This window comes from Nocardioides faecalis (genome assembly GCF_018388425.1).
Lineage (GTDB): Bacteria > Actinomycetota > Actinomycetes > Propionibacteriales > Nocardioidaceae > Nocardioides > Nocardioides faecalis.
The window spans coordinates 2,787,049-2,804,975 of sequence record NZ_CP074406.1 but is presented as its reverse complement, the minus strand read 5'-3'; the positions used below and the strand labels follow the sequence as shown (position 1 = coordinate 2,804,975).

15 protein-coding genes and 2 tRNA genes are annotated in these 17,927 nt (G+C 72.6%); 9 read left to right on the top strand and 8 right to left on the bottom strand.

Annotated features, from left to right (window positions below; genetic code table 11):
• Positions 1-16: 16 nt before the first annotated feature.
• On the top strand, positions 17-2,851 hold the full coding sequence (locus KG111_RS13075) for an FG-GAP-like repeat-containing protein (RefSeq protein ID WP_205292061.1): 2,835 nt from the start codon (positions 17-19) through the stop codon (positions 2,849-2,851).
• 67 nt (positions 2,852-2,918) lie between these two features.
• On the top strand, positions 2,919-5,645 hold the full coding sequence (locus KG111_RS13070; RefSeq protein WP_205292060.1) for an Ig-like domain repeat protein: 2,727 nt from the start codon (positions 2,919-2,921) through the stop codon (positions 5,643-5,645).
• 216 nt (positions 5,646-5,861) lie between these two features.
• On the opposite strand, the gene KG111_RS13065 is transcribed toward KG111_RS13070, so the two are convergent.
• Both KG111_RS13065 and orn read right to left on the bottom strand, forming a co-directional pair.
• Positions 5,862-5,934, bottom strand: a tRNA-His gene (locus tag KG111_RS13065).
• A gap of 62 nt (positions 5,935-5,996) precedes the next feature.
• A complete protein-coding gene (orn, locus tag KG111_RS13060) occupies positions 5,997-6,668 on the bottom strand; it encodes an oligoribonuclease (protein ID WP_205292059.1) in 672 nt (223 codons plus the stop codon).
• A 78-nt stretch (positions 6,669-6,746) separates the two neighbouring features.
• Here orn and KG111_RS13055 point away from each other — a divergent pair, with 78 nt between their 5' ends.
• From KG111_RS13055 to KG111_RS13045, 3 genes are read left to right on the top strand one after another with little or no spacing between them, the layout of a single operon-like run.
• Positions 6,747-7,253 (top strand): MauE/DoxX family redox-associated membrane protein, encoded by a 507-nt coding sequence (locus KG111_RS13055; protein WP_205292058.1) that lies wholly within the window; start codon positions 6,747-6,749, stop codon positions 7,251-7,253.
• Positions 7,253-8,002, top strand: coding sequence for a DsbA family protein (locus KG111_RS13050; RefSeq protein ID WP_205292057.1), 750 nt, complete (start codon positions 7,253-7,255; stop codon positions 8,000-8,002). Before KG111_RS13055 ends, KG111_RS13050 begins: the two co-directional genes overlap by 1 nt.
• 4 nt (positions 8,003-8,006) lie before the next feature.
• Entirely contained in the window at positions 8,007-9,062 is a 1,056-nt protein-coding gene (locus KG111_RS13045) for an adenosine deaminase (RefSeq protein WP_249666129.1), read from the top strand.
• 36 nt (positions 9,063-9,098) lie between these two features.
• On the opposite strand, the gene KG111_RS13040 is transcribed toward KG111_RS13045, so the two are convergent.
• Together KG111_RS13040 and KG111_RS13035 are read right to left on the bottom strand one after the other, a co-directional pair.
• Complete coding sequence (locus tag KG111_RS13040; protein ID WP_205292056.1) at positions 9,099-9,761, bottom strand: hypothetical protein; 663 nt, start codon at positions 9,759-9,761, stop codon at positions 9,099-9,101.
• An 87-nt stretch (positions 9,762-9,848) separates the two neighbouring features.
• Positions 9,849-9,925, bottom strand: a tRNA-Arg gene (locus KG111_RS13035).
• A 436-nt stretch (positions 9,926-10,361) separates the two neighbouring features.
• Between KG111_RS13035 and KG111_RS13030 the strand changes: the two genes are divergently transcribed.
• Positions 10,362-10,616, top strand: a complete 255-nt coding sequence (locus tag KG111_RS13030) for a hypothetical protein (protein WP_205292055.1) — start codon at positions 10,362-10,364, stop codon at positions 10,614-10,616.
• A gap of 93 nt (positions 10,617-10,709) precedes the next feature.
• Here KG111_RS13030 and KG111_RS13025 read toward each other — a convergent pair whose 3' ends face one another.
• From KG111_RS13025 to KG111_RS13010, 4 genes are all read right to left on the bottom strand, one after another.
• The gene (locus tag KG111_RS13025) at positions 10,710-11,555 is read right to left on the bottom strand and encodes a hypothetical protein (protein WP_205292054.1); all 846 of its coding nucleotides are present in this window, start codon (positions 11,553-11,555) and stop codon (positions 10,710-10,712) included.
• Between the two features lie 5 nt (positions 11,556-11,560).
• Complete coding sequence (locus tag KG111_RS18330) at positions 11,561-11,743, bottom strand: sigma factor-like helix-turn-helix DNA-binding protein (RefSeq protein ID WP_307820552.1); 183 nt, start codon at positions 11,741-11,743, stop codon at positions 11,561-11,563.
• A gap of 214 nt (positions 11,744-11,957) precedes the next feature.
• Positions 11,958-12,620: a maleylpyruvate isomerase family mycothiol-dependent enzyme gene (locus KG111_RS13015; RefSeq protein WP_205292053.1), complete on the bottom strand. Its 663-nt coding sequence runs from the start codon at positions 12,618-12,620 to the stop codon at positions 11,958-11,960.
• 88 nt (positions 12,621-12,708) lie between these two features.
• On the bottom strand, positions 12,709-12,975 hold the full coding sequence (locus KG111_RS13010) for a metal-sensitive transcriptional regulator (protein WP_205292052.1): 267 nt from the start codon (positions 12,973-12,975) through the stop codon (positions 12,709-12,711).
• 172 nt (positions 12,976-13,147) lie between these two features.
• Between KG111_RS13010 and KG111_RS13005 the strand changes: the two genes are divergently transcribed.
• The 3 genes from KG111_RS13005 to KG111_RS12995 are packed head-to-tail and all read left to right on the top strand — an operon-like array spanning position 13,148 to position 17,923.
• Positions 13,148-14,848, top strand: coding sequence for a rhodanese-like domain-containing protein (locus KG111_RS13005; protein ID WP_240195893.1), 1,701 nt, complete (start codon positions 13,148-13,150; stop codon positions 14,846-14,848).
• The gene (locus tag KG111_RS13000) at positions 14,848-15,684 is read left to right on the top strand and encodes a sulfite exporter TauE/SafE family protein (RefSeq protein WP_240195917.1); all 837 of its coding nucleotides are present in this window, start codon (positions 14,848-14,850) and stop codon (positions 15,682-15,684) included. The genes KG111_RS13005 and KG111_RS13000 overlap by 1 nt, the downstream gene beginning before the upstream one ends.
• Positions 15,685-15,730: 46 nt before the next feature.
• Complete coding sequence (locus KG111_RS12995; protein ID WP_205292050.1) at positions 15,731-17,923, top strand: MMPL family transporter; 2,193 nt, start codon at positions 15,731-15,733, stop codon at positions 17,921-17,923.
• Positions 17,924-17,927: the final 4 nt, after the last annotated feature.

Below are 17,927 nucleotides of genomic sequence, written 5' to 3'. Positions count from 1 at the left end.
GGAGATGGAGAAGAACATGAGGCGTCCCCTCCGCACCAGCGCCAGCCTGGCGCTCACCCTCGTCGGCGGCGTGCTGGCCAGTGCGCCCGTCCACGCCGCCACGAGCCCGGCCACGAGCCCGGCCACGAGCCCGGCCACGAGCCCGGCCACGAGCCCAGCCGCCCCGAGCGCGTCGTCGCTGGCGCCCTCGACGCTGACCTGGCACGGCGGCAAGGCCGACCAGCAGCTCGGCCAGCGGCTCAACGGCGAGGTCTGCGACCTGGACGCCGACGGGCTGGGCGACCTGACCGCGGGCGCGGCGGTCGGCTACGGCTCCCCGGCGTACGCCGACATGCCGTCCTACCGTCGCGACGTCTCCGGCAACCAGGACTCCTACATCGACCTGCCGCAGTGGTGGAGCCACCACGCCGACAGTGCCCTCGGCGGCTGGCAGTGCGTCGGCGACGTCAACGCCGACGGCCACGACGACGTCGTCCAGCTGCCGGCCGCCTCGGCGCGGACGCTGGGCCTGAACCTCTTCGGAGCGACCCGCAACAGCGCCGGTCGGCTCCTCGACAACCGGGTCCGCAACTACCAGTTCCCCACTGGCAGCACGAACCTGGCGGCCACGGCCGCGGAGGCCGCCGGCGACCTGGACGGCGACGGGCGTGGCGACCTGGTGGTCTCCCAGCACACCGCGAGCACCGGCGACCGCGCCGGAAACGGCCGGCTCTGGGTGCTCGCCGGCGTCGAGTCGGCCACCGTGCCGAGCGCCGTGCGCACCGTCCCGGTCTCCACCGGGGCCGCCTCCACCGACGTGGTCGCCGTCATCGACGGTGCGGCCCCGGGCGATGCTCTGGCCCAGGCCCAGCAGGTCGGCGACGTCAACGGCGACGGCCTCGACGACCTCGCGGTCGCCTCGCCGGCCGCCGGCACCGTGTGGCTGGTCCACGGCCGTGCCGCCGGCGCGCAGGCCCGTCACCTCGACCTGTCCGCCCTCGACCCTGCCGACGGCCGCGTGTGGATGCGCGGCCCGGCCGGGTTCGGGGCCTCGCTCGCGCTGGCCGACGACGTCGACGGCGACGGGGTCGAGGACTACCTGGTCGGTGCCGCCGACGGCCTCGACGCCGACGGGGGAGTGGCGGTCGTCTTCGGCGCCGCCGCGGAGCAGCAGATCACGGTGGACGCCACCGCCGGCACCGTGCGCGGCACCGCCGGCTCGGCGGGCTATTGGATCACCGCCGCGCAGCGAGGCGAGGGGCTCGGCTACTCGGTCGCCGGGCTCGGCGACCTGGACGGCGACGGTCGCAGCGACCTGCTGATCGGCGCGCCGGGCCACGACGTGGCCGGTGACGCCGCGCTGGTCGACGCCGGCGCGGCCTACCTGCTGCGTGGCCGGGGCGGCGAGGCACCGCTGCGGCTGAGCGAGCTGACCTCCGCCGACGGCGACCGCCTCGACGGCTCCCGGGGCGAGGGCCAGGCCGCCGGCCGGCCCTCGCGCTTCGGTCAGCAGGTGGCGCGGGTCGGCGACGTCGACGCCAACGGCGTGGAGGACTACGCCGTCGCCGCGCCCGGCCGCAGCGACCACGCCTCCTACCGGCAGGGCGCCGTCGCGGTCGCGCTGCGCGGTGAGCTGGACGCCTCGCTCACCCTCGCGGTCTCGCGCCGCGTCGGCGACGGCGGCGAGCTGGTCGGATCGGCGAACGCCGTACTGAGCACCAAGGACGTGCTGGACCTGCGCGCGAACCTGCGACTGAGCACCCGTCAGGGGGTCGCCGGCGAGGTGGAGTTCACCGTCGACGGCGAGCCGCTGGCCGGCTGCGAGAGCGTCGCGGCGAGCATCACCGCTCCGCACCGCTCCTTCGCCTTCTGCGAGCAGGGCACCTCGCTCACCGAGTACGGCCGTCACGAGATCGGCGCCGGCCACGCCGGCGAGGCCGGACGCTGGAGCGCGGCTCGGGCCACGACGACCCCGGTGCTGGTGGTCGACGGGACCACGCTGAGCCTGGACGCCGAGCCGGCCCCCGGTGACCGGGTCACCCTCACCGCCGCGGTGAGCGCGGCCTCCTCCACGGCGGCCGTCGAGGCGGGCGCCGTCGCCTTCGCCCTGGGGGACCAGCCGGTGACCGGCTGCGAGGCGGTCGCCGTCGTCGACGGGGTCGCGACCTGCGAGATCCCTGAGGCGGACCTGACCCAGGTCACCGCGGCCTTCTCGGGCCTCACCGCGCCGAGCCTGACCGACCCGCAGCGCGAGGTCACCGTCCTCGAGCCGTCGACGGCGACGTACCAGGAGGAGGCGGTGCAGACCTCGGTCGGCCTCACCCTCTCCCGCCGGTCCCTCGGCTACGGCGGCGCCGCGACCGCCACCGTCGCGCTGAGCCCGGCACCGACGGCCGGGACCGTCGAACTGCTGGTCGGCCAGCGGGTGGTCGCCACCGGCCGCGCCGCCGGCACCGTGCGCCTCGCCCTGCCGCGCACGATGGCGGTCGGCTCGCACCGGGTGCAGGCCCGGCTGCGCGCCGCCGACGGGACCACCACGGCCTCCTCGTCCGCGGTGACGCTGTGGGTGGTCAGGGCCACCGTGGGCCGGCCGAAGCTGCGCGCCCCCCGGTTCAAGGTCGGGACCCGGCCCACGCTGGTGATCCGGGTACCCCGGGTCTCCAACGGCACCCAGCCGGTCGGCGTGGTGAAGGTGACCGTCGGTGGCCGGACCACCAAGGTCAAGCTGACCGCCAAGCACCGCGGTGCGGTGACGGTGCGGCTCGCCAAGCGTCGCGGCCCGGCGATCGCGAAGGTCCGCTTCGTGCCGGCGAAGGCCGGCCAGGTTGCCGCCTCGCCGGTGGCCCGGGTCAAGCTCCGCGTTCGCCGGTGACCTGAGCCCACCAGACAACGACACCACGTACAGCACCGGGCGACCGGTCGAGAGGAGAACCACGAACATGAGCGCACGCAAGGCGGTCGCCGTCGGCGCCGCGGCGCTGACGGCCTCGATGGCCGTCACCGCGACGGCGACGGCCGCGGACGGGGCGGCCACGACCGTCTCCCACCAGCTGGCCTTCAGCGCGGAGACCAGCGCCTTCGGCTCGGCCCTGTCGCGCACCAGCTGCGACGTCAACGGCGACCAGGTCGACGACGTCGTGGTCGGTGACCGCGGCTGGGAGCGCGGCGAGTACGGCCAGGTCGGCGCCGCCTACGTGCTCCTCGGCGGCACCGACGTCACCGGCGGCGACGCCACCGAGCCCTCGGCGGCCGGCGCCGTCCGGCTGGACGGCCCGCCGGTCGAGGTGCCCGCCGGCGCCTGGCTGGGCTGGTCGGTCAGCTGCCTGGGCGACGCGAACGGCGACGGCATCGACGACCTCGTGGTCGGCACCGGCAGCCGGGCCTACCACTCCGTCGCGGTGGTCTTCGGCTCCCGCGACTTCGGCCCGCTCGACCTGTCCGACCTGGGCACCCGTGGCTACACGATCACCGACCCGGTGGCCGGCACCACCGCCGGTGGCGGCACCGACAACTTCGGCTACGCCGTCACCGGCCCGGGCGACGTGGACGGCGACGGCCTGGCCGACATCGCGATCGGCGACCTGCTGGCCGACAACAACGGCCGCACCAACTCCGGCCGGGTCTGGGTGGTCAAGGGCAAGGCGAGCACCACGCCGGTCGACGTCCAGACCGACACCGAGCAGGTGCTCGCCGTGATCGACGGTGGGAAGGCCGAGGAGCGGCTCGCCACCGTCGAGGCGGCCGGCGACGTCAACGGCGACGGCAAGGACGACCTGCTGCTGGGCAGCTATGTGGCCACTCCTTGGGCGGGCACCACCGGGAACGGCGCCGGCTACGTCGTCTACGGCGGCGGCCCCGCCGTGGTCGACGTCGGCGCGCTGGCCGGCCGCGGCTTCATGGTCGCCGGCCCGACCCGCGGCAAGGACCGCCTCGGCATCGCCGCCGGTGGCATCGGCGACATCGACGGCGACGGCCAGGCCGACTTCGTCCTCGGCGCCGACGGCGCGACCGACGCCGGGATCCACGGCGGCGTGGCGGTCGTCCTCGGCAGCGATTCCGACGCCCCGGTGATGACGGACCCGCTGGCCGCCGACGGCCCGGCCGTCTACAGCTGTGCCGACGGCGCGCTCGACGCGACCTGCGCGGACAGCAGCAAGGTGCGCCGCGGCTACTGGGTGCAAGGTGCCTCGGCCGATGCCCACACTGGCTTCTCGGTGGCCGGCATGCCGGACGCCAACGGTGACGCCGTCCCGGACTTCCTCCTCGGCGCGTACGGCGAGGGCAGCACCGGCGCGGCGTACCTGATCTACAGCGAGCCCGAGCGGGTCGCGACCCTGAGCCTCGCCGACCTGACCGCCGCGCAGGGCGAGCGGTTCACCAGCGAGACCGGCACCGGCACCAGCGGCCGCACGGTCGGGGCGGCCGGGGACGTCGACGGCAACGGCGTGCAGGACGTCGCCTTCGGCGGTCAGGGCAACAACGTCACTGTCGCGCTGCGCGGCGCGCTCTCCACCAAGGTCACCGTGACCGCGGGGGAGCAGCGGGTGACCGGCGAGCCGGTCGCCTTCGACGTCTCCGTGCGTCCGTCCACCGGCGTCCGCAACGCCGCGGTGGACGGGGTGGCCACGGTGAGCGTGGACGGCGCGCCGGTCGCGGACCTGCAGCAGGTGCCGGTCACCGACGGTGTCGCCGCCTTCGAGTGGGTCGGCGGGCCGGGCAGCCACCAGGTCACGGTCGGCTTCGTGCCGGCTGACGCCGCGCGGCTCAAGCCCACGACGGCGAGCACCCAGGTCGTCGTCGGCAAGCAGACCGCGACGGGCGAGCTCACCCTGGACGCCGACACGGCCGAGCACGGCACGGAGGTGACCGCGAGGTTCACCACCGCCGCCACCCTGGCGCGGCCGGTCTCCTTCGAGGTGGACGGCGTCGCCGTCGCCGCGGCCGCCGTCGTCGACGGCGTCGCCACCGCGAAGCTCGACGGACTGGCCGTCGGCCGGCACCAGGTCCGGGTCAGCTACCCCGGTGACGACGTCGTCTCCGCGTTCAGCACCGCGCCGGCGAGCCTGACGGTCTCGGCGAAGGCGGCACAGCCGATCGCGGTCACACTCTCTTCGGCCCGCGTCGTCTACGGCCGCGCGGTCCAGGCGCAGGTCACTGTGGCCGGCGGGCACGCCGTCCACGGCGGCAAGGTCGCGTTCTATGCCGACCACAAGCTCGCGGCCACGGTCGCGGTCGGTCACGACGGGGTCGCCCGCGCCCGGATCGCCGGTCTGAAGGCCGGCCGTCACCGGATCACCGCCCGCTTCCTCGGCAGCGCCGAGACCGCGGCCGGTGCGACCAGCCCCGCGGTGGCGGTCGCGGTCGCCAAGGCCCGTCCCGGCAGGGTCGTGGTCAAGGGTGCCGCCTTCAGAAAGGGCACCCGCCCGAAGGTGACCGTCAGGGTCGGCACCCTCAACAACGGTGCCCGCCCGGTCGGCACCGTCGTCGTCAGGGCCGGCGGCAAGAGCGTGAAGGTGAAGCTCACCGCGGCCAAGAAGGGCAAGGTCGTCGTCCGGCTGCCGAAGGCGAAGAAGGCGGTGACCGTCCGCGCGACCTTCGTGCCAAAGGAGAAGGCGAACGTCGCCCGCGCCACCTCGGCGAAGGTGAAGCTCAAGCCGCGTCGCTGAGCCCGCGTCCCGCTGCCGCGCCCGGGACGTCATACGGAGGGGACCAACGGTTGCCCTGTCCGCATGACGTCCCGCGGCGCGCCGGCAGGACGGCGTCCGATCATGGCCCGGGCGGCCCCCCAATGAGGGGGCAGCGGGCGGTGGGTGCGCAAATGGGGCGAGCCCCTGACCTTGTTCTTCCAGGTCAGGGGCTCGCTGTGCCTTTTCGGCACTCTGGGTGAGTAACGGGACTTGAACCCGCGACATCCGCGACCACAACGCGGCGCTCTACCAGCTGAGCTATACCCACCATGCTGACTCGACCATCGGCCGGTTCAGGCGGAGACGAGTGTAGACGTACCGGCCGCAGATCTAGGAATCGGCGCCGGTTCCGGCGTTGTCGGCGTCCGCGGCGGTGCCCTCCGGGCCGTTCGGGCCCAGACCGGTCACCGCGCCGGCGTGCCGTGCCGCCACGGCGCGGGCCGTGTCGGTGTCCGGGCCCGGCAGGGGGGCGAAGACCGTGTCACGGTAGTAGCGCAGCTCCTCGATGCTCTCCTGGATGTCGGCCAGGGCCCGGTGGTTGCCGCGCTTGACCGGGGCGTTGTAGTAGGCGCGGGGGAACCAGCGCTTCGCCAGCTCCTTGATCGAGGAGACGTCGACGATCCGGTAGTGCAGGAAGCCGTCGAGCTCGGGCATGTCGCGGGCGACGAAGCCCCGGTCGGTGCCCACCGAGTTGCCGGCCAGCGCAGGCCTGCTGTCCGGCGTGCAGTGCTCGCGCAGGTAGGCCATCACCTGCTCCTCGGCCTCGTGCAACGTCACGCCCGAGTCGAGCGCCTCCAGCAGCCCGGAGCTCGTGTGCATGTTGCGGACGAAGTCGATCATCTGCTCCAGCGACTCCGCCGGCGGCTTGATGATCACGTCGACGCCCTCACCCAGCACGTTGAGGTCGAAGTCGGTCACCAGGGCAGCGATCTCGATCAGGGCGTCGCGACCAAGGTCGAGCCCTGTCATCTCGCAGTCGATCCAGACGAGTCGTTCGTTCACGAGGGAGCACACTACGCCGTGGGTACGACGTACCCGGTTCTCAGCAGCCGCTCAGTGCTTCCGGTTAGCCTCAAGGCCGTGAACGGGGCATGGGCAGGGTGGCAGTGGGCCGGGCTGGTCGCCCGCCTCGTCGCCGGAGGCGTGTGGATCGCCGCCGGTGCCCTGAAGATCACCGAGCCGGACGCCAGCATCGCTGCGGTCCGCGCCTACCAGCTGCTGCCCGCGTCGACGGCCGAGGTCGTCGGCCTGGTCCTGCCCGCCATCGAGCTCGCCGTCGGTCTGGCGCTGGTGCTGGGTGTGCTCACCCGTGGCGCCGCCGTGATCTCTGCAGTGCTCTTCGGCGCCTTCATCGTCGGCATCGCGTCGGTGTGGGCGCGGGGGATCGAGATCGACTGCGGCTGCTTCGGCGGCGGCGGGGCGAAGGCCGGCGCGACGTCCGACTATCCCTGGGAGATCGCCCGCGACGCGGTGCTGCTGGTGGCCTCCTGCCTGGTGGTGTGGCTGCGCCGTACCGCCCTCGCCCTGGATTCCATTTTGTTCCCCCAGGCGCCGCCGGAGCGCGCCCCCGAAGGAGCTGAGATCTGATGACGTCGAAGTCCCCCAAGCCGACCGTTCGTGCGCAGAAGGCCGCTGCGGCCCGCGCCGAGCAGGCCCGCAAGGAGCGACGCCGCCGCCTGCTCACCATCGGCGGCGTGATCGCGGCGATGGTGCTCATCGTGGGCGGCGCGGTCGCCATCAGCATGGTGACGAAGAGCAACGATGACGCGAAGCTGTCCGACGCCGCGAGCCAGTCGAGCGAGTTCGGCCTGGTCATCGGCGAGGAGGACGCCCCGCACTCCGTCGTCGTCTACGAGGACTTCCTCTGCCCCTTCTGCGGGGAGCTCGAGCGGGCCACCGGCGAGGACCTCGCCAAGCTGGCCGCCGAGGGCAAGGTCCGCGTCGAGTACCGCCCGTTCGACCTGCTGAGCCAGGCGTACGGCGACTACCCGATCCGCGCCACCAACGCGTTCGCGGTGGTGCTGGAGAAGTCCGGGCCCCAGGTCGCCCAGAAGATGCACGAGCTGCTCTTCGCCAACCAGCCCTCGGAGAAGAACCCCGACGCCCTGAGCGACGACGACCTGGTCAAGCTCGCCGTGAAGGCCGGCGCCGCCGAGGAGGACGTGCGTCCGGGCATCGAGAACCTCTCGCACAAGGACTGGGTCACCAAGGCCAGCGCCGACGCCCGCAAGAGCGGCGTGTCCGGCACGCCCACGATCCTGGTCGACGGCAAGGTCTTCGAGGACGGCCGGACCGTGGACGAGCTCGCGGACAACCTGATCGCCGCGGTGAGCTGACCCGGTGAGCGACGCAGCCGGCGACGGGACCCACCTGTCGGAGTTCGTCGCCGGCCTGCCGAAGGCGGAGCTGCACGTGCACCACGTCGGCTCCGCCTCGCCCCGGATGGTGGCCGAGCTCGCCGCCCGCCACCCCGGTGTCGTGCCCGCGGACCCCGAGCGGCTGCGCGAGTTCTTCGCCTTCCGCGACTTCGCGCACTTCATCGAGGTCTACCTCGCCGTCGTCGACCTGGTCCGCACCCCCGCCGACGTGCGGTTCCTGACCTACGAGGTGGCCCGGGAGCTGGCGCAGGGGCAGAACGTGCGGTACGCCGAGCTGACCTGCACGCCGTACACCTCGGTGCTGCCGCACGAGCCCGACCGGGGCATGCCGATCGAGGCCTACACGGAGGCGATCGAGGACGCCCGGGTGGCCGCGGAGCGCGACCTGGGCATCGTGCTGCGCTGGATCTACGACATCCCCGGCGAGTCCGGGATCCCGGCGGCGGACGCCACGCTGGGGTTCGCGCTCGACCACGCCCCCGACGGGCTGGTCGGGTTCGGCCTCGGCGGACCGGAGATCGGGGTGCCGCGCGGCCAGTTCGTGCCGCACTTCGCCGCCGCCCGCGCGGCCGGGCTGCGCTCGGTGCCGCACGCCGGCGAGACCACCGGGCCCCAGACCATCTGGACCTCGCTGCGCGACCTGGGGGCCGAGCGGATCGGGCACGGCACCTCCGCGGTCCAGGACCCCGCCCTGCTGGCCCACCTGGTCGAGCACCGGATCCCGCTGGAGGTGTGCCCGTCGTCGAACGTGGCCACGAAGGCGGTGACCTCGTTGGCCGAGCACCCGCTGCCGCAGATGGTGGCGGCCGGGGCCGTGGTCACGATCAACTCCGACGATCCGTCGATGTTCGGCACCTCGCTGAACGCCGAGTACGAGATCGCCGCCGACCTCCTCGGGCTCGACGCCGCCGGCCTGGTGGCGCTGTCCCGGGCCGCGGTCGATGCCTCCTTCGCCCCCGACGACGTCAGGAGCCGGCTGCTCGCCGAGATCGACGCCTACGCCGCCCCGTCCGGCTGAGGGATCGTCGCTGAGGGGTGGGCGCGAAGCGGGCGGTCAGGCCATCGGTTCGCGGCGTGCGCGCCGCGCGGTGGCGTAGGAGCGCTCACGCAGCCGCTCCACCCACGGGTACTGCTCCAGCCCGTCGGGGACGTGCAGGACCGGGTCGAAGGAGACTTCGGTCTGCTCGGGCAGGCGCTCGGCCAGGTGCAGTGCGCCGAAGGCCTGCCAGTCCTTGCCCAGTCGGGCCCAGCTGAGCTCGAAGTCGTCCGGCCCCAGGGGGCGTGCGCCGAGCACGACGGGACCGGTGAGCGTGCGGTAGGGGAGCAGGGTGGTGAAGGTCTGCTCACGGCTCCACGCCGGCACCAGCACGTGCCGCATCAGCGGGTTCCAGCCGGTGGTGGCGAGCAGGACGTCGCCGTACCGGTCATCGTCGCCGGCGGAGGGGATCCGCAGCGCCAGTCCTTCGATGTCCGGCACCGGTCCCGGCAGGCCGATCGCGTGCGAGACGCGCACCAGCACGTCGTCCTGGCCCAGGTCGTCGAGCCAGGAGGCCCCGGTCAGCTCCACCGCACCCGTCCGCACGAGCGTGCCGGCCCGCATCTCGCCCTCGGGATGCAGGGGCTTGTCGGCCGACCGCAGCGCAGCGATCCCGCTGGTCATGGCGGCGAGCGTGCGTCCGGCGGCGTCGGCGACGGTGGTGATCACGGAGCTCGGCATGCTCTCGCGGTACCCGGGCGGACGCCGCCATACCGGGCCACGGCTCGTACGCCGCCGCGGGGACTGCGGACGTCGGGCCGTGCTCGGTGGCGCCCCCGGCAGGATTCGAACCTGCGACCGGCGGATTAGAAGGCCGCTGCTCTATCCAGCTGAGCTACGGAGGCGGGGGATCGGAGGTTCCATCGAAATAGCCCTCGGAACAACATGGATGTGGTTGCAAGGCAGATTCGGTGGCCGATCCCAAGCCGGAGTCTAACGCTAGCGATCGGATGACAGACCGGTGGCGGGTTGGAGTGATCGCGTGCCGAGGGCACGTAGCTGCTGGTGCAGTTAGAACCCAACCGGCTCCGAACAGTGGTGATCCCGTGAGCTCACGAAGCCCCTTCGCCGGGGTAGGTGCCTGCGCCGAACTCAGCTGTGGGGTCACGTGGGACAGAGCCCCGAGGGTCGCGGTAGACCCGGACCACGTCCTCACGGAACTCCTTGGGGAACGCCTTCGGCATAGTGCACATCCTTCCAGCGCCGACACATCGACACAGATCAGATGTCACCTATCCGTGCATCGGACCCCTTTTCCACGGCGACCCTTCGTCGTTGCGCATGAGCATCTTCCGCCGTGGTGGCATTTCCCAAGGGGTCGTCTCTGATCTCACGAACCGTCATCTGATCGACCCGGCACAGTTCGCGCTCTACGCGCTTCAGCTGACCTACGTCAGCCTCGCCATGAACGACTCGCCCGATGGCGGCCCTCTCGCCGGATTCCGCATCAGCAGCCAAGACGCGGGAGGGTTCCATCGAAATAACCGTCGGAACCGGATGCGGGTCCAGCGTCGATCGATGAGCGAACCGCGGTGAAGTCCAGCGCTATGAGCATGGTCGGAAGGCGAGGGCAGGGGACGCCGCTCCGGCAGTGAAGGCGCTCCGGGGTGCCATGTGCGACGGAAGCTGCTACTCGCAGCCCCGCCGCGCGGCCGGGGGGGAGTCCGCCATCTTCGCGCGAAGGTCGGCAATCGTTCGACCCATCATCTCCCTCTCGAAGGAGCCAGGCACGGCCTGGGTCGGGTCGCCGACCACAGTTCTTCCCTCGGACTCTCCCGTCCCGATCGTAGAGCCGGAGACCGGCCAAGCTGCGGAGCTGCCCAGTACCGACCAGCCCTCGCTACCGCCCGTGTCAGCATCACAGCCGCCGGCACTGCGGAGCGCCAGCACGTAGGTCCTGCCCACCTCCAGACGCGGGGCCGTCTCCAGGGCGATCCGGACGCGCTTCTCGCCGGGACGGTCAACCCACCCCGCTGCGGACACATCCACCCTGTCGCCGACCGCGAATGCGGAGTCGCGAGCCCACAGCACGTCGCCGACCTTGACCGTCACCTTGCGCCCGATCGTGCTCTCACCTGACCCGTCAGCGGCGGAGTAGGTACCTTCCTCGGACTCTGAAGTCACGTCCGCGAGGACCACGACGTCGGACCACGCTGCCCACTCGTTCCAGGTCCACGAGGGCCATGCCTCGGACGCCATGCCACCCTTGAGCACCTCCACCGGACCATCGGCAACGGGGAGTTCTGCAGATGAGTCTGGGGTGCCGGTCCACGGCTGTGCCACCGCAAGGGCCAAAACGATGACCGCAGCTGCTGCAGCCAGAACGGCACCCCCGGAGCGGAGGCGACGATGTCTCGCCCCAGCAAGGACGTGAACGGTGTCGATGCCCCCGGGCTGGACATCCAGTGCGCGGTAGGTCCTGCGGATGTGGTCGACGAACTCTTCGTCGGTCGTGGGAGCGTGGCTGTCGTTCACTTCCATCACCTCTTCGCGTGCTCGGTCAAGGTCGATCTCAGGGCGCGGAGGCTGTCGTGAGCGGCCCGCTTGACCGTCCCCTGGGTGCAACCCATGAGGCCGGCCGTCTCTGCTGTCGACAGGTCTTCGAGGTACCGCAGCACGACCGCTTGGCGCTGCCGGACCGGCAGGGCGCGCAATGCCGCCAGGAGCCTCTCTCCGCTTCGTGTCGGTCCCCGGTCAGGGCGAGGGCGAGCCGCTCGACCGAGGGTGCCTCGCTCTCGTAGAACGAGCCGAAGTCTGAGTCCACTGCATCCTGCTTCCGGGCGATGATCCCTGTCGTGGGGTGGACGCGATCGGGCGGCCAGATGGTTGAGCCGGACCGAATCATTTTTCGGTCTGGGTGCGAATGAGTAGCCAGGCTCAACCTGCTCCCAGGCGGTGGGAGAGCTCGGCGACGCCGTCTCCGTCCACGTCGGCCAGGGCCACGGAGCGTCCCGCCATCACCAGGGCCACCGCCTCGCTGGGACCACGCACCAGCGGTCCCTCGCCGTGGGCCCACGCCTGGTCGGTCGTCTCGAACCGGAGCCTGGGCAGCCGGTCGCGCGGGACGAAGCCCCGCACCGCCGGGCGCGAGACGAGGAAGTCGAGCGCCGGGCGCCACGACTCCGGACCGGGATCCACGTCGAGGCCGAGGGGGCGGGCGATGTCACGCAGGTGGATGCAGGTGTCGGTCATCGGACCGAGCGCATGGGTGACCGGCGGGTCCAGCCGGCGGTCGGCACGGTCCCGCAGCACGGCCACGATCTCGGCCGTGGGCTGCCGAGCCGCCTCCCGGGTCGTCTCGTCGACCATCCGGGCCAGGTCGAAGCGGTACTTCAGGAGCGCCTTCGCCAGCCAACGGAGGGAGTAGTCCTCCGCCGGGGGCACGAGGTGGGCGGCCACCTCTTGCACGGTCCAGCCCTCGCAGAGCGACGGCGTACGCCACTGCTCCGGTGTGAGGTTCTCGAGCAGGTCGGCGGTCAGCAACCGGTTGGCCGTGGCGATCGCGTAGACGCGCTCGGGGTCGGTTGCTGGTGCGGCCATGCCCCGACCGTAGAGCGACGGTCGGGGCATGGCCAGCAAGATCGAGGTCCAGGGCGCCCACGCCGACGGGACGGAGCGTCCCGGAAGGTCAGGCGAGGGCGAGGAAGAGCTTCTCCATCTTCTGCACGTCGACCCCGTCGAGACCGTCCTCGGAGGCGGTCAGGCACTGCTGAAGGCCGGTGGCGACGATCGCGTAGCCGGCGCGGGAGAGCGCCTTGTTGACGGCGGCGAGCTGGGTCAGGACGGACTCGCAGTCCGAGCCCTCCTCCATCATCCGGATGACGGAGGCCAGGTGGCCGTTGGCGCGCTTCATGCGCGTGATGATCGCCTTGATCTCGGTGGGCTCGAGGTCCATCAGTCGTTCTCCAATGCGCTGCGGGTGGTCGCCACGCGGTGGTGTGTCCACGCTGCCGCATGCCGTGTCATGTCTCGAATGTACAACCCCCCGGGGGGTTGTGTTTAACTCCGAACATCCCCCCGGGGGGTTCATGGTCGGGTGAAGAGCCCACACGAAGAGGAGCGAACACATGCGTGAGACCAGCGTCGACCAGCTCGCGGCCGCGATGGAGCGGGGCGAGACCGTGCTCGACGTCCGCGAGCGTCGCGAGTTCCGCGAGGGACACGTGCCGGGCGCGGTGAACATCCCGATGTCCGAGCTGCCCCGCCGGCTCGCCGAGCTCGACCCGGCGGTGCCGGTCCACGTCGTGTGCGCCTCCGGCAACCGGAGCGGCGCCATGGTCCCCGTCGTGGTGGCGGCCGGCTACGCCGCCGCCAACGTCACCGGCGGCACCAGCGCCTGGACGCGGTCGGGCCGGCCGGTCGAGACGCCGCTCGAGACGCCGGGCGCGCCGCGCACGCCCCGGCCCGCCGTGACCGTCCGCACCCTGGAGACCCCGTCCCTGGGGGACCGGACCTACCTCGTCCACGACGGCGAGCGCGCGTTCGTCGTCGACCCGCAGCGCGACATCGACCGCGTGCTCGACGTGCTCGCCGCCGACGGCGTGCGCCTGACCCACGTCTTCGAGACCCACATCCACAACGACTACGTCACCGGCGGCTACGCCCTCGCCCAGGCCACCGGCGCCGCGTACGTGGTCAACGCCGCCGACGAGGTGTCGTTCGACCGCACCCCGATCACCGACGGCGAGACGCTGGCGATCGGCCCCACCATGCGCCTCCGCGCCATCGCCACGCCGGGCCACACGTTCACCCACCTCTCCTACGCCCTGTCGCTTGTCGCGGGGGAGAACGGCGAGGAGGAGCCCTACGCGGTGTTCACCGGAGGGTCCCTGCTCTACGGCGCCACCGGCCGCCCGGACCTGCTCGGCGAGGAGCACACGGATGCGCTCGTGCGCCACCAGCACGCCTCCGCGCACCGCCTGGCCGCCGAGCTGCCCGACGAGGCCGACGTGTACCCGACCCACGGGTTCGGCTCGTTCTGCTCCGCGACCCAGTCGCAGTCCTCGTCCTCGACGATCGGGCAGGAGAAGCGGTCGAACCCGGTGCTGACCCAGGACGAGGAGACCTACGTCCGCGAGCTCCTCGACGGTCTCGGTGCCTGGCCGGCGTACTACGCCCACATGGCGCCCGCCAACGCCGCCGGCCCGAGTGCCCCGGACCTCTCGCCGGTCCGTGAGGCGGACGCCGACGAGCTGCGGCGCAGGATCGAGGCTGGCGAGTGGGTGGTCGACCTGCGCACCCGCACCGCCTTCGCCGCCGGGCACGCTCCCGGGACGCTGAACTTCGGCCTGGACGGACCGTTCGCGACGTACCTCGGCTGGCTGATCGAGTGGGGCACCCCGATCACCCTGCTCGGCGAGAGCGCCGACGACGTGGCAGCGGCGCAGCGCGAGCTGGTCCGCATCGGCATCGACCGGCCCGCCGCGCAGGCGACCGGCGACCCGCGCGACTGGAGCACCGGCGACCTCGGCTCCTTTGCGACCGCCACCTTCGCCGACCTCGCCCAGGTGCGTCACCACCGCGACGTGGTCGTGCTCGACGTGCGCCGGACCGAGGAGCACCAGGACACCGCCATCGACGGGGCCCTGAACATCCCGCTGCACGAGCTGCCCCGGCGCGTCGCCGAGGTGCCGGCCGGTGAGGTGTGGGTCCACTGCGCCGGCGGCTACCGCGCCTCGGTCGCCGCCTCGTTCCTCGCCGCGGCCGGCCACACCCTGGTCGCCGTCGACGACTCCTTCGAGCACGCCGAGAAGGTCGGCCTGGCGTGATGCTCGTGCTGGCCGCTGCGGCCGGCGCGCTGATCGGGCTCTCCCTCGGCGCGCTCGGCGGCGGCGGATCCATCCTCGCCGTGCCGGTGCTCGTCTACCTGCTCGGCCAGTCGCCGGCGCAGGCGACGACCGGGTCGCTGGTGGTCGTGGCCGTCTCCTCGCTGACCGGTGCCCTGGCGGCACGCCGGGCCGGGCACGTGATGCTCGGCCGCGGCCTCGCTTTCGGTGCCGTCGCCGTCGGGGGAGCCGCCGTGGGGGCCGCGGCCTCCAGCAAGGTCCCCGAGGACGTGCTGATGGCGGCGTTCGCCGTCCTGATGCTCGTCGTCGGCGGCGTGATGGCGCGGCGCCAGCTGCGGCACCGGCGCGAGCGCCGTACGGGGGTCGCGGACCCGCGGTCCTCGGCCCGGCCGCGGCTGGACGACCCGATCATCACCTTCAGCCCGACGTTCGCCTGCCAGTGCCCCCGGGCGTTGAAGGTCCTGCTCACCGCCACCGCCGTGGGACTGCTGACCGGGTTCCTCGGTGTGGGCGGCGGGTTCCTCGTCGTACCTGCGCTGCTGCTCGCGCTGGCGCTCCCGATGGAGTACGCCGCCGGCACCTCGCTGGTCGTCATCACCGTCACCAGCCTCGCCGCGCTCGCGGTCCGCGGCGGCACCGGCGTCACACCCGACTGGGGGCCGGTCCTCGTCCTGACCGTCGCGGCCGCGCTCGCCGCACTCGGCGGCGCCCGCCTTGCCCAGCGCATCCCCGCCGCCCGCCTCCAGGGCGCGTTCACCCTCCTCGTGCTCACCGTCGCCGCCGGGACCGGCGCCGCGGCCCTGCCCGCCCTGGCCTGAGCGCCAGCACCCGCACCAGCACCTGCACAACGAAACGGAAAGTTCCATGCACCCCACCACCACGCCCGGCTCCGCACCAGGCTCCGCGTCCGGTAGCAAGTCAGGCTCCGCGCCGGCGGCCCACCGGCCCGGCCCGCTGGGCCGTCTCGGGACCTGGGTCACCGGCCACGCCAAGCTGGTCACCATCGTGTGGCTGCTGGTCATCGTGGGCCTCGGCGCCTTCGCGCCCCAGGTCGAGAAGAACCTCTCCGGAGCCGGCTGGCAGGCCAACGGCTCGGAGTCCGTCACCGCGCGCGAGCTCGCCATGGACCACTTCGGCGGCAACGCCTCCTCGGCCATCCAGGTCGTCGTCCGCTCCACCGACGGGCCCGTCACCGAGGGCGAGGGCAAGGAGGTCCTCGCCGAGGTGACCCGCATCCTCGAGGCGGAGCCCCGCATCGCCGACGTCGTCGCACCGATGCCCGGGGCCACGCTGTCGCAGGACGGCACGACCGCGATCGTGCTGGGCGGAGCCGGCGCGGACACCAACGAGATGGTGCGCGTCGCCACCGAGCTCAAGGACGACGTCGCCGCACTCTCCACCGACACCGTCGAGGTGAACCCGACCGGGTCCTCGCTGCTGTGGAGCGACTTCAACGAGGCCAACCTGGATGCGATGCTCAAGTCCGAGCTCATGTCCTGGCCGGTCACCCTGGCCATCCTGGTCCTGGCCTTCGGTGCCCTCGTCGCGGCCGGGCTCCCACTGATCCTGACCCTCGCCGGACTCCTCGCCTCCGCCGGGTCCCTGGTGCTGATCAACGAGCTCATGCCGGTGTCCATCTGGGCGATGAACTTCGCGATGATGTTCGCCCTCGCGCTGGGCATCGACTACGCGCTCTTCCTCGTCGTGCGCTACCGGGCCGCCCGCGCCGCCCGACCAGGTCCGGAGCACCGCCGCTGGGCGATCACGCAGACCATGGACACCGCCGGCAAGGCCGTCCTGCTCTCCGGGCTGACCGTGCTGATCTCGCTGTCCGCGGTGATGCTCGTGCCGTCCCCGTCGTTCCGGTCCATGGCCGGCGGCATCATGCTCTCGGTCGTCTTCGTCCTCGCCGCGACCCTGACCCTGCTGCCCCTGGTGCTGTTCAAGCTCGACGGGCGCATCAACAAGCTCGCCCTGCCGTGGGCGCGCACCACCGAGCACCGCTCCCCGAAGTTCGCCGCCTGGGGTGAGCGGCTCTGGAAGCGCCCGCTCGTGTGGGGGCTGGGGTCCGTGGTGGTCCTGCTCGCCCTCGCGGCGCCCATCCTCGGGCTACAGACCGCGATGCCCTCGATCAAGGTGCTGCCCGAGGACGCCTCCGCCCGGATCGGCTACGACCAGGTCCAGGACGCCTTCGGCGAGGGCACCCCGGGCACCCTCCAGGTCGTCGCCGACGCCGCCGACGCCGGCTCCGTGGCCGACGTCCTCGCCGCCGAGAAGGGCATCGCCGCCGCCATGGCGCCGATGCCGGCCGCCGACGACAGCGACCTCGTCCTGATCCAGGCCGTGCCCACCGTCGACCCGTCCGACCCGGCGCTGGCTGAGACCGTCGACCGGCTTCGTGGCGACCTGCCCGACTCCGCGCTCGTCGGCGGTGCCCCGGTGGAGAACCTCGACCTCAAGGCGCAGCTGGACGAGTCCACCCCGCTGGTCATCGGCGTCGTGCTGGTCCTCGGCTTCCTGCTCCTGCTCGTCGCGCTGCAGGCCCCGCTGATCTCGCTCCTCGGCACCCTGGCCAGCCTGCTGTCCACGGCCGCGGCGTTCGGGGTGGCGCGGCTGATCTTCCAGGAGGGCTTCGGTGCCGACCTGCTCGGTTTCGAGTCCCAGGGCTTCCTCGACGCGTGGGCCCCGGTGTTCTTCTTCGCGATGATCTTCGCGATCGCGATGGACTACACGGTCTTCCTGCTCGCCTCCGCCAAGGAGCACTACGAGCGCAGCGGGGACCCGAAGGAAGCGATGGTCGGCTCCCTGGCCCAGTCCGGACGAGTCATCTTCGCCGCCGGGGCGGTCATGGTCGCGGTGTTCTTCACGTTCGCGCTCTCCGGGCCCATCCCGCCCAAGGAGATGGGCGTCGTCCTCGGCCTCGCCGTGCTCCTCGACGCCTTCCTCGTGCGGCTCGTGCTGCTGCCCGTGCTGCTCCGCCTCACCGGCAAGGCCGCCTGGTACGCCCCCGCCTGGCTGCGCAAGGTCCTGCCGAAGATCACCTTCGCCCACGACTGAGCAC

Coding starts and splice junctions, on each gene's coding strand:
- KG111_RS13075 (WP_205292061.1), top strand. CDS start 17: ATGAGGCGTCCCCTCCGCACCAGCGCCAGCCTGGCGCTCACCCTCGTC.
- KG111_RS13070 (WP_205292060.1), top strand. CDS start 2,919: ATGAGCGCACGCAAGGCGGTCGCCGTCGGCGCCGCGGCGCTGACGGCC.
- KG111_RS13050 (WP_205292057.1), top strand. CDS start 7,253: ATGACGTCGAAGTCCCCCAAGCCGACCGTTCGTGCGCAGAAGGCCGCT.
- KG111_RS13040 (WP_205292056.1), bottom strand. CDS start 9,761: ATGCCGAGCTCCGTGATCACCACCGTCGCCGACGCCGCCGGACGCACG.
- KG111_RS13030 (WP_205292055.1), top strand. CDS start 10,362: ATGAGCATCTTCCGCCGTGGTGGCATTTCCCAAGGGGTCGTCTCTGAT.
- KG111_RS13015 (WP_205292053.1), bottom strand. CDS start 12,620: ATGGCCGCACCAGCAACCGACCCCGAGCGCGTCTACGCGATCGCCACG.
- KG111_RS13010 (WP_205292052.1), bottom strand. CDS start 12,975: ATGGACCTCGAGCCCACCGAGATCAAGGCGATCATCACGCGCATGAAG.
- KG111_RS13005 (WP_240195893.1), top strand. CDS start 13,148: ATGCGTGAGACCAGCGTCGACCAGCTCGCGGCCGCGATGGAGCGGGGC.
- KG111_RS13000 (WP_240195917.1), top strand. CDS start 14,848: ATGCTCGTGCTGGCCGCTGCGGCCGGCGCGCTGATCGGGCTCTCCCTC.
- KG111_RS12995 (WP_205292050.1), top strand. CDS start 15,731: ATGCACCCCACCACCACGCCCGGCTCCGCACCAGGCTCCGCGTCCGGT.